Source organism: Vibrio sp. QJM3NY_26, assembly GCF_057786005.1.
In genome coordinates this window covers 1,049,218-1,063,199 of sequence record NZ_CM173516.1, presented here as the reverse complement: position 1 = coordinate 1,063,199, position 13,982 = coordinate 1,049,218, and the positions used below count along the sequence as shown (strand labels likewise).

Below are 13,982 nucleotides of genomic sequence, written 5' to 3'. Positions count from 1 at the left end.
GTTTCAAATCAACTACACGATGTCGAGTACATCCGGCATCGTGTAATACAAAGGCATGACATATCTACACAACACTAATAAATAAGTAGGTTATTTACATGAGTCAACAGTTTGTATTCTGGTTCTCTATGCTGATTCCAGGTAGTGGACACCTTGCACTACGTCGAATGCGAGAGGCTTTATTTGGGTTCTCGATATTGGCTTTGGAGATATTGGTTTTTATACAATTCACTCTTCCTAACTTCCGTCTTTTAGCTGTCGAACAACCTAATGGAAAAATCACTATTGGCGCAGAACGCTTTGTGGATGATTCTTTTCTTATCATGGTGGGTTCAACCGTTGGCGCAATGATGATTTTAGTCTTTTTCGCATTGCATTACGCTTTTGCTCGCGATGCAAAAGACGTAAAACGACAAATAGATGAGTCTGGTTTTGCGATTACCTTTACTGAAAAAGTACATGGATTATCACACGAAATTGTACCTAATCTAATTACAGCACCTAAGTTCATATTACTGTTTGTTTTTGCTTTATTACCAGCGATTGTTTCTATCGTTGTTGCCTTTACTAACTTCAAACGCCCTGTTTTACCACCAGCATTTCTTATTGAATGGAAAGGCTTTACCAACTTTGAGCGTTTGTTTACGAACGAACGAACAGCTGCCGCATTCCAAGAAACCTTATCTTGGACTCTAACATGGACTTTCTGCGCCTCTGCACTCACCATCGTTCTAGGTACCGTTCTTGCGGTTGTTGCAAACAATAAACATATCAGAGGGAAGAAGTTCTTCCGTACTGTCTACATTCTACCTTGGGCAGTTCCTGCTTTCTTAACCATTCTTGTTTTCCAACTTTTCTTCTCAAAGATTGGCGGCATGAACACCATGGTTATCCCATTTTTCACCGGTAACGAATATGATGTAAGCACAGCAATTGGCTTCTTCCTAAACGCAGATTACGCCAAAATCACCATCATATTAATTCAAGCATGGTTAGGTTTCCCTTACGTATTTATCTTGGTGACAGGCGTATTACAAACTATCCCTGATGACTTGTATGAAGCCAGTGCGATTGATGGCGGTAACGCATGGACCAACTTCTTCGACATCACTCTACCCTTGATATTAATAAGTGTTGCTCCGGTATTCATTACTCAATTTACCTTCAATTTTAATAACGTCACCATCGTTTACATGTTAGGTGAAGCAACAGTTCAAACGGTGGGCTCAATCTACAAACCACTCGATACGATTTCATCTCTTGGTTTCCGCTTAATGATGGATGCTAAATACAACGAAGCGGCGGTATATACCTTAATCACCAGTACTGTTGTTGGTGCCGTGGTCTTGTATTCATGGTTGAAAGCGGGTGCCTTTAAAAATGAGGAAGTGATGTAATGGACAAAGCAATCCCTTTAGCACGCCAGATCAAAGCGAAGCGTTTTAATCGTCATGTCATCACTAAGAACATGGGTGTGGCTTTTTGTTATGCGTTTTTGATCTCGATGGCAGTGATCATTCTATACCCGATATTAGTGACATTAATGAGTGCGTTTAACGTCAGTAACTCACTGTACTCTACGTCATTCTTCCCTGAAAATTTCAGTTTAACCAAAAACTTTGTTCGACTTTTTAATGATACGCCTTATTTAAGCTGGTACCGAAATACGTTCTTAGTATCGATAATCACCATGATCCTCTCTACATTCATCGTGACAATTTCGGGGTTTGTTTACTCTCGTTATCGTTACCAATCTCGTAAGAGTGCATTAATGTCATTGCTGATCATTCAAATCATCCCATCAGGCAGTGGCTTAATTGCTCTGTATGCGATTGCAAACTCTATCGGCATTTACAGCTCTGCCAACGCCACACTTTATACGTATATCTTTATGATCCTCATCTACACGACAGGTGGCATCACAATGAATACGATTCTAATGAAAGGCTATTACGATTCGATTCCTCGTGCATTAGATGAATCAGCAAAAATTGATGGTGCAACTCAAATGCAGATCTTCAAAGAAATACTGCTGCCTTTAGTTAAACCGATGATCATGGTTATCGCTATATTCTGTTTCTTAGGTCCAATTGGCGACATCATCATGCCTAAGTTCCTGATTGCAAGTATGGATTCAGAAGCGAAAACACTGGCGGTTGGCCTTATGGGTCTTATCAATAATATTAAAGAATCAAGCTACAACGTATTCGCAGCAGGCGCGGTCTTAGCAGCAATTCCGCCTGTTATCGTTTTCTATAAATTTCAAGATTATATCGTGGGCGGCTTAACGTCTGGTGGAGTAAAAGGCTAATGAGTAAAATTTCATTAAGAAACATCAATAAAAAATACCCCAATTCCGATACCTGCTCGGTACGTGATTTCAATCTCGATATTGAAGAAGGGGAATTCATTGTTCTTGTAGGCCCATCGGGTTGTGGTAAATCCACCACGCTACGCATGATTGCAGGCTTAGAAGACATTACTGATGGCGAATTTATCATCAATGGTGAAGTAGTAAACGATGTTAGCTCAAAAGATCGTGATATTGCGATGGTATTCCAAAGCTATGCACTTTACCCACACATGTCAGTACGTGACAACATTGGTTACGGCTTAAAATTACGCAATTACCCATGTGATGACATCAAAAACTCGGTTGATAGTATCTCTGACGATTTATTTCTAAAAGAGTACCTAGAGCGTAAGCCAAAAGAGTTGTCAGGTGGACAGCGTCAACGTGTGGCTTTAGGCCGTGCCATGGTTCGTACGCCTAAATTGTACCTAATGGATGAGCCGTTAAGTAACTTAGATGCGAAATTACGTACCACAACACGTACTGAAATCTCTCGCATGCACAGAGCTAAGGGCGCAATCACAATTTACGTAACCCATGACCAAGTTGAAGCAATGACCATGGCTGATCGCATCGTATTAATGTCGATGGGTGAAGTTCAGCAAATTGGTTCACCAAAAGAGTTATTTACTAACCCTAAAAACTGTTTTGTAGCGACTTTCATGGGTATGCCATCAATGAACCTTATTGAAGGAATGTACGAAGGGGGCCAGTTCATGTGTCACTCTTTCACTATTACCTTGAATGAAAGTGACCAGCAGATCCTAAACGATGCAGGCTACAACGGAAAACCCGTCACATTGGGCGCACGCTCTAGTGCCATTCGTTCTGGCAAAAAATACCGCGATGCGTTCCCTGATTGTTGTTTTGAAGTTACCGCACTTAACAGCGAATACTTAGGCGATGCGATTAACGTGTTCTTTAATGCCGCACCAATGAACATGTTTGTAGGCACATTGGGTACCGGCGAACCAGACGTTGATATCGACGAAAAAATCACCTTGGTTATCGACAATACCAAGCTGCATTTCTTTGATACTGAGACGGAAGAGTCCATCAAGTACTCAATCAAATCTGCTGAATTTAAGAAATAGTACACAACCACCATTATTGCCTTCATCTCATTGAGGGTAATAAACCATGCCTTATAGAGCATATTTACACCGTAAAGAAAGGAGTGACATTTTGAATTTTCGCGGCCAACTTCAACGCATTCACGACTATATGCTTCATATTGCAGTCGCTGTCGTTATTTTCATTACCGGCTTTATCATTGCTTACAGCAGCCTGCCTAAGCCATCATTTGACTACTCAACCTTTATTGAGCAGCAGCAAATTTTTAAACAATGTGTGAATAATGATGAGCTATTTGCTTCTGCACAACAGTTTGAAAATGACTATTTAACGCTGCCATTAGAAATCATAAATACGCAATACAAAGCACTGCGTAATCAGATCCCAAGTGATTGCGGATCGTTTCATGTAGAAAGCAGTTACGAACAACTGCAAGAAATGGCATTACCTGTATTAGCAGAAGCCCAGCGCTTTTATGGCACTCAAAACGTCAAAGCCGTGAATGCAGTGTATACCACGCCTTCTCAATACAACGCACTGCTTACACAGCCTCAGCCTTATCTGTTTTTCATTTCTGATAATGAGCAAGAACGCATTGCGGCATTCAAAGTAACACCGACTAAAGATGACGTCCAAATTACGTCGCTGTGGGGATACGAAGAGAGCCAAGATCTCGCGTATACCCAAGGTGAAGTGCAAAAACTATTACTCATTTATAACGAAATTAAAAGCTAACTATAAACTCCCTCGTTTATTTAATACCTACAGCGTGAATAAAATAAACACGAGATAACATTTGATATTTAATTGTAAGGTTCACATGAAAATCTCTCTTTCTAAAGCAAATTTTCGCGATATGGATCGCCTTGAAGAATCGAACTACCTGCTAACGAATGGATTAGGTGGTTATTCTTCTCTTACCCTTGCAGGCTCTTGCAGTCGAAGTGATCACGCGTTGTTTATGGCAAGTCTTGTTGCACCAAACAATCGCTTTAATTTTGTTCGTCACTTAGATGACCGTATTACCTTACCAAGCGGAGACTCCCATCCACTTTCTTCACAAGCGAATGTAAATCCTTATGACACTGTAGATTCAACCCTACTGTTTGATAATTTTACTCAAACTCATCTTCCAGAGTTCACGTATCGTATCCGTGGTATTGAGATCACCAAAACGATTGTAATGGCTCAAGGTGTAAATCGCCTTGCTGTAAAATATCAAATATTCAATCCGTTAAAACAAGCATTCACATTAAATGTAACGCCAAAATACCACTTCTGTGCAAAAGGACAGAACCTATCAAAACAGCAAGAATTTGCACACCAAGATGGGAAAATCACCAGTAACGGTCAAGCACTTACTTATCGTCACAATGGTGCTGATTCAGCATTGGATGCCCCTCGCTATGAGTCGGGTCTGTACTTTTCTTATGATGCTCGCGATGGCCGTCCTGCAACAGATGCTCAAATAGCGCTTCATACCATTGCTTTTGTTGGGACTGAAACGCACGAACAATTCTCGATAGTGTTTGAAGCTGAAGAAGATCGCGCAGTTTCTCTAGAAACACAGACTGCCGATAAAATGATTAACGCAGAAATTAAGCGCCAACAGGAGTACATCAAGCGCGCTAATCTAAAGAGCCTATTTGGAAAGCAATTGGTTCGTGCCAGTGAGCAGTTTGTCGTTGACCGTGACTCAACAGAATCCAAATCAATCATTGCAGGCTACCCATTCTTTGCCGATTGGGGTCGCGACACCATGATTGCATTATGGGGCTGCAATTTATCAACCAATCAATTTGAAGACGCAAGACAGATCTTCCGTACATTTATCCGTTACGAACGTCGTGGGGTACTGCCTAACCTTTTCCCTGAAGCTGGGGTTGAGCCAATGTATAACACCATTGATGCATCGCTACTCTTCATTGTTAGCTTATATGAATATTACCAAGCAAGCGGTGATCTAGAGTTTATTCGTGATGAAGCGTATCAATGCATGACTAACATTTATCAGCATTACCGTAACGGTACTGACTTTGAGATTAAGATGCTTGATAACGGCTTGATCAGCGGCGGCAGCGGTTTTGATCAGCTTACTTGGATGGACATTCGTTACGGAGATATCGTACCGACACCAAGACATGGTTGCGCTGTAGAAATCAATGCACTTTGGTTTAATGCGTTGTCTATTCTTGATTTCTTTAATCAAAAACTGAACAAACCAATGCCAGAATTACCTGCACTGGTAGAGCAAGTAAAAACCACCTTTAACGATGAGTTTTACAACAAAACTGGTTATTTAAATGATTGGATTAAAGAAGGTGAAGTAAACCAACAAATTCGCCCAAATCAAGCTTATGCCGTTGGCCTTCCTTTCCCAATATTAAGTCAAGAAAGAGCACGTTCGGTCATTCTTACCATTTATAAAGAGCTATATTCACCCTTGGGTTTACGCTCGCTTGCAATGAGTGATCCTGAATTTAAAGCCGTGTGTACAGGCTCGCATTTTGACCGAGACATGGCCTATCACCAAGGCACAGTTTGGGGCTTTATGATTGGTCAATTCTTAATGGGGATCTTACGCCAATTCCCACAAGATAAAGATTTATTTCGTATTGTGGAGCAGTTTATTGAGCATAACCAAGATGGCCTATACGAAGGCTGTATTGGTCAATTGGCTGAAATCTATGATGGTTACGCACCAAGTCAATCTCGTGGTTGTTTCGCCCAAGCGTGGAGCGTGAGTGAGGTATTACGCGTCGTGAAATATTACGAACAAATACACCAAAAATAGAATTGCATATTTAAACAATTATACTAACCTGGGTGGCTATTACGTCAGATAGTTATTCTGGTTGGTACTTTCATTAAACGGTATTAATCATGATTACAAAAGCAGCGATCTATCATAGATCTCACTCAAGTTATTCTTATACTTATGATAAAGAAACACTTCATTTGCGTATTCGCACAGCAAAAGGCGAAGTCAATAACGCTACGTTAAGAATTGGTGATCCATACGATTGGACGTCAGGTGGCGGTGGCGGCAACCTAAATGCAGAAGATGCAATGGGTTGGAGTGGCGGCGAAAACTTTGTGATGGAAAAAGAGTGTGAAACAGAACTGTTTGATTACTGGTTCTGCGAAGCACAACCACGATTTTTCCGTGCTCGTTATGCTTTTATTCTTGAAGGTGAAGAGAGCGAAAAACTGCTCGTTACTGAAAAACAAATTTTTACCATCACCGATGATGCAGATCCTGTATTAAGCCAATTACTCAACTTTTACTGCTTCCCATACATGAACCCCATCGATGTATTTAGCCCACCACATTGGGTAAAAGAGACAGTTTGGTATCAAATATTCCCTGAGCGCTTTGCCAATGGTGATCCCTCAATCTCACCTAAAAATGTACTATCTTGGGGTTCTGAAGACCCGAAAACTAAAAGCTTCTTTGGTGGTGATTTACAAGGTGTCATTGACCATCTTGACTACCTACAAGATCTCGGTATTACAGGCTTATATTTCACACCAATTACTCAAGGTAAAACGAATCACAAATACGACACCGTTGATTATCTAAAAGTTGACCCTGCTTTTGGTGATGACGACACAGTAAGAACCCTAATAGCAGAAACCCACAAGCGTGGCATGAAAGTCATGTTAGATGCCGTATTCAATCATATTGGTGCCGATTCTCTTCAATGGCAAGATGTCATCAAAAACGGTAAAGACTCTAAATACATTGATTGGTTCTATGTTGAGAAGTTCCCACTTTTAGACGAGTCTAAAAAGGATCAGCACAGTAAAGAGTATCTCAACTATCGCACCTTTGCCTTTGCGCAGAACATGCCAAAGTTAAATACCGAAAATCCAGAAGTGATGGCGTATTTACTTGAAGTTGGTCGCTATTGGGTACGTAATTTCAATATCGATGCGTGGCGTTTAGATGTCGCAAACGAAGTTGATCAACGCTTTTGGCGACGCTTCCGTGATGAATTAAAAGCGATTAAACCTGAGATCTACATCTTAGGTGAAGCGTGGCATGATTCAATGAATTGGCTTGCTGGTGATCAATTTGATGCCGTAATGAATTACCCATTATCCGATGCCATGATAGGATTTTTTGCTCATGGTAACCTCAATGCGAATCAGTTTAAATATGCGGTAAATGATGTCAACACAAGCTACCCGATTGCGGTTAATGAAGTGGCATTTTCCTTGTTAGATAGCCATGATACGGCTCGTATTCTTCATCGTTGTGATGGCAATAAAGAGAAAGTGAAACTGGCCTACTTATTCCAATTTACTCACAGTGGTACACCGTGTATTTATTATGGTAGTGAAATTGGCTTAGATGGCGGAGCCGATCCATTAAATCGTAAATGCATGATTTGGGATGAGGGCAAACATGATATGGACATGAGACGACATATTATGCAGATCATCAAATTACGCAAACAGCACCCAGCTCTGCGTGCTCATCACATTAATTGGTTAATGAGCGACAATGAAAAGCAATGTCTTATCTACCAAAAAACCTTAAAAGACGAGTGCATTACTATTGTTATAAATAACAGTGTAAACACGATTAATATTACTCTTCCTGATTCATTGTCAAATCATTATGTCACTGATATTTATAACGATACTGCTTGCAAATTAAAAGAGACCTTAACATTGGAACCCTTTAGCTTCTCCATGTATCAAAATAAGAAGTAATCGCTAGATATCATGTAATAAGCCACATAAAATAGCTCTTTATTATTCAAGTAAAGAGCTATTATGTTTAAATTAATGATCCAATTCATTCAAGTAGCTAAGACTCAAAACGTCACCCAAGCCGCTAATAATCTCTGCTTAAGTCAACCGACATTAAGTCATAACATGCAGAAGTTAGAGGAGAAACTAGGCAGCAAGTTGTTTAATCGTAACTCAAAAGGGATCACCCTAACCTCTAGTGGCGAGTTACTTTACGAACAAGCAAAAATGATGCAAAACCTCTATGAAAACACCCTTAATAAATTAGAGAAGAATAAGCTCCGACATCAAACCGAACTTAAAATTGGTTGTGGAGATGCATGGTGGCATTTGTTTATTCGAGACTGCGTACAAGGTTTTAGAGATTCTTATCCTCACAGCAATATCTCTGTTGACGTAGGGAATCACCTACAATTAATGAACTTATTGCTCAGCGACGAAATCAGTATCTTTGTTGGCCATGAAATACTCGGCCTAGCACAATATGAAGACATACTGTTCCATCCCCTTTTTCAATGCAGTGAAGAAGTCTATGTAAGAAAAGGTCATCCTTTGCTTGAAATAACCTGTAGCAACGAAGATATTGCTCGCTTTCCATCGGTTGATTTAGGCGCGGCAAAAAAACGATTTTCACATTTAGTTCAACAACAGAGTGAAGAATTAACAACCTTTCAAAAACGTCACTATTTACAAGAAAAGGTTATCTACAATACGAACTCACTGTTAACAGCAATTGATTTACTGCAAAACAGTGATGCTATTTTGCCTTACCCAATGAACATGAGATCTTATTTCAATACCCTTGATATTGTCCCACTTAAAATGAAAGAGTGCTTTAGTAACGCGACGATTGGCGCGTATCTGCACAAAGATAAATTGCAAAATAAACAAAGTATTGATCTATTGGAACAATTCAAGGCATTAATTAAAAATAACCCTCAAATCAATGGTGGAGTTTAAATTTGCTCTTCATCCTTAAGACATTGTTGATCAAATCAGCCTAGAGACAAAGCCACACAGTATATAGCTAGCTTCTAACTAGCATATCTAGATCTATAACTTTGTTTATAGGGTTGACACTCGCTATGATTTAACTCACTTGAGCGTTCGTTATAACAAAACTGGACTTTCCACTCTGCTATTTTACCATTATTAAGGTATTTCACAGCTTAGTTTCTTAGATGACTATCTCCCCAAAATACTGCATTTACGAGGCACAACCTTTTTCAGAGTATCTGTCGATATCGTATACACCAACAACTCAATACCTTCATAAAGAAAGATGCTGATTCTCCTTCTGGCGAGCGACGCCTTGTCGAGAGCCGATGTATATAACTACATCGTTAAGCATTTTGATAAACACTATCATCCTAACCCTACCTTTTAACTACTTGAGCACATGGAATTGTCGTGAATAAGTTCTCGTTCAATACATCCAAACAATCACAGTAAATCCACGACGATTTAAAAATTCCAAATAGAAACGCTCCTTAAGATCCCTGCGCATATCCACTTAAAAAAGTACTTGTTTGGTTTCAAGAGGAAGCTAGATTGGGTCAACGTAATACCACAACCAAGATTTGGGCTGAATGAGGAACTCGACCTAAAGCTGTTCAAAAGTAACATGGGAGCAATGACGAAGCACGTTGATTTGCTCTCAACGGCAACACCTACTGGTAAACATTCCTTAGTTATCATGGATCAAGCGAACTGGCATCAAACACACTTAGCCAATCACTTTAAGAACATCACGATAATCCATATCCCGCCATATTCACCAGAATTAAACCCGATAGGGCAAGTTTGGCAATGGCTTCGTCAGTACAAGCAGCGAATAGGTGTTTTGAAAACTATAACGATATAGTTAGCTCAGTATGTAGTACTTGGAAAAGCTTTTGTGAAGATAAACGCTGAGTTCAATCTCTCAGCTTTAGATATTGGGCTCGATTGATAGGTTAATTATTGGAATTACAACAACCCTACTAACGAACCAAAATTTCATTGATTATAATGACATTATTTCCAAGGTTTGTTGCGCTTGGAATAGATTTATTGATTACCAAGATCGCGTAACAAAACGTGCTAAAGAGATTGGATAGACCTGAGCAGTTAATTTTCCGGATTGGTATAAGACATATTTAGGACAATGAATACTTGTTTTGTACACTTTTTAGACGAAAAAAAGCCCGCTGATTTCTCAGCGGGCTTTTCAATGGTGGTGGAGGGATAGGGATTTGAACCCTAGAACCGCTATTAACGGTTGCCGGTTTTCAAGACCGGTGCTTTCGACCACTCAGCCATCCCTCCAACAAATTGTCACTAAAATCAGTCTTACTTGTGCGCTGCTTTTAGTTTTGCTTTCAGTTTTTGAAAACTGAAAGCATAAAGAAAGCCTGGCGATGTCCTACTCTCACATGGGGAAACCCCACACTACCATCGGCGCTATTGTGTTTCACTTCTGAGTTCGGCATGGAATCAGGTGGGTCCACAATGCTATGGTCGCCAAGCAAATTTTAAAATTCGGAAAGCTGCTTCTCTATTTAATAGAGCTATAAAAGTTATTTCTCTTCAAACGCATTCCAGGTCTGGTACATCTGAGTCCACAAAACCCCTTGGGTGTTGTATGGTTAAGCCTCACGGGCAATTAGTACAGGTTAGCTCAATGCCTCGCAGCACTTACACACCCTGCCTATCAACGTCGTAGTCTACGACAACCCTTTAGGACACTTATAGTGCCAGGGAAAACTCATCTCAAGGCTCGCTTCCCGCTTAGATGCTTTCAGCGGTTATCGATTCCGAACTTAGCTACCGGGCAATGCCATTGGCATGACAACCCGAACACCAGAGGTTCGTCCACTCCGGTCCTCTCGTACTAGGAGCAGCCCCTTTCAATTTTCCAACGCCCACGGCAGATAGGGACCGAACTGTCTCACGACGTTCTAAACCCAGCTCGCGTACCACTTTAAATGGCGAACAGCCATACCCTTGGGACCGACTTCAGCCCCAGGATGTGATGAGCCGACATCGAGGTGCCAAACACCGCCGTCGATATGAACTCTTGGGCGGTATCAGCCTGTTATCCCCGGAGTACCTTTTATCCGTTGAGCGATGGCCCTTCCATTCAGAACCACCGGATCACTATGACCTGCTTTCGCACCTGCTCGAATTGTCATTCTCGCAGTCAAGCGGGCTTATGCCATTGCACTAACCACACGATGTCCAACCGTGTTTAGCCCACCTTCGTGCTCCTCCGTTACTCTTTGGGAGGAGACCGCCCCAGTCAAACTACCCACCAGGCACTGTCCGTAATCCCGATTCAGGGACCAACGTTAGAACATCAAAACTACAAGGGTGGTATTTCAAGGACGACTCCATCACATCTAGCGACGCAATTTCATAGTCTCCCACCTATCCTACACATGTAGGTTCAATGTTCAGTGCCAAGCTGTAGTAAAGGTTCACGGGGTCTTTCCGTCTAGCCGCGGGTACACTGCATCTTCACAGCGATTTCAATTTCACTGAGTCTCGGGTGGAGACAGCGTGGCCATCATTACGCCATTCGTGCAGGTCGGAACTTACCCGACAAGGAATTTCGCTACCTTAGGACCGTTATAGTTACGGCCGCCGTTTACCGGGGCTTCGATCAAGAGCTTCGACCGAAGTCTAACCCCATCAATTAACCTTCCGGCACCGGGCAGGCGTCACACCGTATACGTCATCTTACGATTTTGCACAGTGCTGTGTTTTTAATAAACAGTTGCAGCCACCTGGTATCTGCGACTCTCGTCTGCTCCATCCGCAAAGGACTTCACTGATAAGAGCGTACCTTCTCCCGAAGTTACGGTACCATTTTGCCTAGTTCCTTCACCCGAGTTCTCTCAAGCGCCTTGGTATTCTCTACCCGACCACCTGTGTCGGTTTGGGGTACGATTCCTTACAATCTGAAGCTTAGAGGCTTTTCCTGGAAGCATGGCATCAATGACTTCACTACCGTAGTAGCTCGACATCGTATCTCAGCGTTAAGAAAGTCCGGATTTACCTAAACTTTCCGCCTACGTACTTGAACCTGGACAACCGTCGCCAGGCCCACCTAGCCTTCTCCGTCCCCCCATCGCAATTGTAAGAAGTACGGGAATATTAACCCGTTTCCCATCGACTACGCCTTTCGGCCTCGCCTTAGGAGTCGACTTACCCTGCCCCGATTAACGTTGGACAGGAACCCTTGGTCTTCCGGCGAGGGAGTTTTTCACTCCCTTTATCGTTACTCATGTCAGCATTCGCACTTCTGATACCTCCAGCATGCCTTACAGCACACCTTCAACGGCTTACAGAACGCTCCCCTACCCCACATACCCTAAGGTACGTAGCCGCAGCTTCGGTGTATAGCTTAGCCCCGTTACATCTTCCGCGCAGGCCGACTCGACCAGTGAGCTATTACGCTTTCTTTAAATGATGGCTGCTTCTAAGCCAACATCCTGGCTGTCTGAGCCTTCCCACATCGTTTCCCACTTAGCTATACTTTGGGACCTTAGCTGGCGGTCTGGGTTGTTTCCCTCTCCACGACGGACGTTAGCACCCGCCGTGTGTCTCCCGGATAGTACTTACTGGTATTCGGAGTTTGCAAAGGGTTGGTAAGTCGGGATGACCCCCTAGCCTTAACAGTGCTCTACCCCCAGTAGTATTCGTCCGAGGCGCTACCTAAATAGCTTTCGGGGAGAACCAGCTATCTCCAGGTTTGATTGGCCTTTCACCCCTAGCCACAAGTCATCCGCTAATTTTTCAACATTAGTCGGTTCGGTCCTCCAGTTGATGTTACTCAACCTTCAACCTGCCCATGGCTAGATCACCTGGTTTCGGGTCTAATCCTAGCAACTGTACGCCCAGTTAAGACTCGGTTTCCCTACGGCTCCCCTAAACGGTTAACCTTGCTACTAAAATTAAGTCGCTGACCCATTATACAAAAGGTACGCAGTCACACCACGAAGGTGCTCCTACTGCTTGTACGTACACGGTTTCAGGTTCTATTTCACTCCCCTCACAGGGGTTCTTTTCGCCTTTCCCTCACGGTACTGGTTCACTATCGGTCAGTCAGTAGTATTTAGCCTTGGAGGATGGTCCCCCCATATTCAGACAGGATATCACGTGTCCCGCCCTACTCGTTTTCACTGATTATGATGTGTCGGTTACGGGGCTATCACCCTTTATTGCGAGACTTTCCAGACTCTTCACCTGCATCATTAAAAGCTTAAGGGCTAATCCAATTTCGCTCGCCGCTACTTTCGGAATCTCGGTTGATTTCTCTTCCTCGGGGTACTTAGATGTTTCAGTTCCCCCGGTTTGCCTCCTGTTGCTATGTATTCACAACAGGATACTTGCTTATGCAAGTGGGTTTCCCCATTCAGGAATCCCAGACTCAAAAGGTTATTACTACCTAATCTGGGCTTATCGCAAGTTATTACGCCTTTCATCGCCTCTGACTGCCAAGGCATCCACCGTGTACGCTTAGTCACTTAACCATACAACCCGAAAGGGTCTTAGCGTATGGCAACTAACCAAGGTTTTTGGTTGTCATCAAGAAGGGTTAATTCTTGATAACTGTTTGCCGGACTCAATTTACTTTTTGTTTCCACTTTTTAATAAAAATTAGAATCAAAAAATGAACAATCATTTCTGATCATTCGAATACAAGACACTTGAATGTGTTTGTTTTGTTTATGCCGTTCTTATTAAATAAGAGCAGATAAACATTGAGAACTTTTAAATTTGATTTAAATAACTTCGTTATTCAAATCAG

At 42.1% G+C, this 13,982-nt stretch carries 8 protein-coding genes, 1 tRNA gene and 2 rRNA genes; 8 read left to right on the top strand and 3 right to left on the bottom strand.

All coding sequences use genetic code 11. The annotated features are described in order from the left end of the window. Nucleotides 1-98 precede the first annotated feature (98 nt). The 8 genes from AC3CH4_RS20060 (at nucleotide 99) to AC3CH4_RS20025 (ending at nucleotide 10,052) form a co-directional block, all read left to right on the top strand. Nucleotides 99-1,397: an ABC transporter permease subunit gene (locus tag AC3CH4_RS20060; RefSeq protein WP_114635626.1), complete on the top strand. Its 1,299-nt coding sequence runs from the start codon at nucleotides 99-101 to the stop codon at nucleotides 1,395-1,397. Next, nucleotides 1,397-2,311: a sugar ABC transporter permease gene (locus AC3CH4_RS20055; protein ID WP_114635627.1), complete on the top strand. Its 915-nt coding sequence runs from the start codon at nucleotides 1,397-1,399 to the stop codon at nucleotides 2,309-2,311. Before AC3CH4_RS20060 ends, AC3CH4_RS20055 begins: the two co-directional genes overlap by 1 nt. Beyond that, a complete protein-coding gene (locus AC3CH4_RS20050; protein WP_114635628.1) occupies nucleotides 2,311-3,447 on the top strand; it encodes an ABC transporter ATP-binding protein in 1,137 nt (378 codons plus the stop codon). The genes AC3CH4_RS20055 and AC3CH4_RS20050 overlap by 1 nt, the downstream gene beginning before the upstream one ends. Before the next feature lie 91 nt (nucleotides 3,448-3,538). Continuing rightward, complete coding sequence (locus AC3CH4_RS20045; protein ID WP_428783755.1) at nucleotides 3,539-4,162, top strand: hypothetical protein; 624 nt, start codon at nucleotides 3,539-3,541, stop codon at nucleotides 4,160-4,162. Nucleotides 4,163-4,247: 85 nt separating this feature from the next. After that, a complete protein-coding gene (locus AC3CH4_RS20040) occupies nucleotides 4,248-6,221 on the top strand; it encodes an amylo-alpha-1,6-glucosidase (RefSeq protein WP_114635629.1) in 1,974 nt (657 codons plus the stop codon). Nucleotides 6,222-6,310: 89 nt separating this feature from the next. Continuing rightward, nucleotides 6,311-8,149, top strand: a complete 1,839-nt coding sequence (locus AC3CH4_RS20035; protein WP_488543670.1) for a glycoside hydrolase family 13 protein — start codon at nucleotides 6,311-6,313, stop codon at nucleotides 8,147-8,149. Between the two features lie 63 nt (nucleotides 8,150-8,212). Then, a complete protein-coding gene (locus AC3CH4_RS20030) occupies nucleotides 8,213-9,148 on the top strand; it encodes a LysR family transcriptional regulator (RefSeq protein ID WP_114635631.1) in 936 nt (311 codons plus the stop codon). Nucleotides 9,149-9,821: 673 nt separating this feature from the next. After that, nucleotides 9,822-10,052 (top strand): transposase, encoded by a 231-nt coding sequence (locus AC3CH4_RS20025; protein ID WP_488543669.1) that lies wholly within the window; start codon nucleotides 9,822-9,824, stop codon nucleotides 10,050-10,052. A 352-nt stretch (nucleotides 10,053-10,404) separates the two neighbouring features. On the opposite strand, the gene AC3CH4_RS20020 is transcribed toward AC3CH4_RS20025, so the two are convergent. The 3 genes from AC3CH4_RS20020 to AC3CH4_RS20010 form a co-directional block, all read right to left on the bottom strand. Next, nucleotides 10,405-10,495, bottom strand: a tRNA-Ser gene (locus AC3CH4_RS20020). A gap of 84 nt (nucleotides 10,496-10,579) precedes the next feature. Next, a 5S ribosomal RNA gene (gene rrf, locus AC3CH4_RS20015) occupies nucleotides 10,580-10,695 on the bottom strand. Nucleotides 10,696-10,811: 116 nt separating this feature from the next. After that, nucleotides 10,812-13,704 (bottom strand): 23S ribosomal RNA (locus AC3CH4_RS20010). Between the last annotated feature and the right edge of the window lie 278 nt (nucleotides 13,705-13,982).

Excerpts from the sequence above, each read along its gene's own strand:
- AC3CH4_RS20055 (WP_114635627.1), top strand. The coding sequence starts at position 1,397 with ATGGACAAAGCAATCCCTTTAGCACGCCAGATCAAAGCGAAGCGTTTT.
- AC3CH4_RS20030 (WP_114635631.1), top strand. The coding sequence starts at position 8,213 with ATGTTTAAATTAATGATCCAATTCATTCAAGTAGCTAAGACTCAAAAC.
- AC3CH4_RS20025 (WP_488543669.1), top strand. The coding sequence starts at position 9,822 with ATGACGAAGCACGTTGATTTGCTCTCAACGGCAACACCTACTGGTAAA.
- AC3CH4_RS20040 (WP_114635629.1), top strand. The coding sequence starts at position 4,248 with ATGAAAATCTCTCTTTCTAAAGCAAATTTTCGCGATATGGATCGCCTT.
- AC3CH4_RS20035 (WP_488543670.1), top strand. The coding sequence starts at position 6,311 with ATGATTACAAAAGCAGCGATCTATCATAGATCTCACTCAAGTTATTCT.
- AC3CH4_RS20050 (WP_114635628.1), top strand. The coding sequence starts at position 2,311 with ATGAGTAAAATTTCATTAAGAAACATCAATAAAAAATACCCCAATTCC.
- AC3CH4_RS20060 (WP_114635626.1), top strand. The coding sequence starts at position 99 with ATGAGTCAACAGTTTGTATTCTGGTTCTCTATGCTGATTCCAGGTAGT.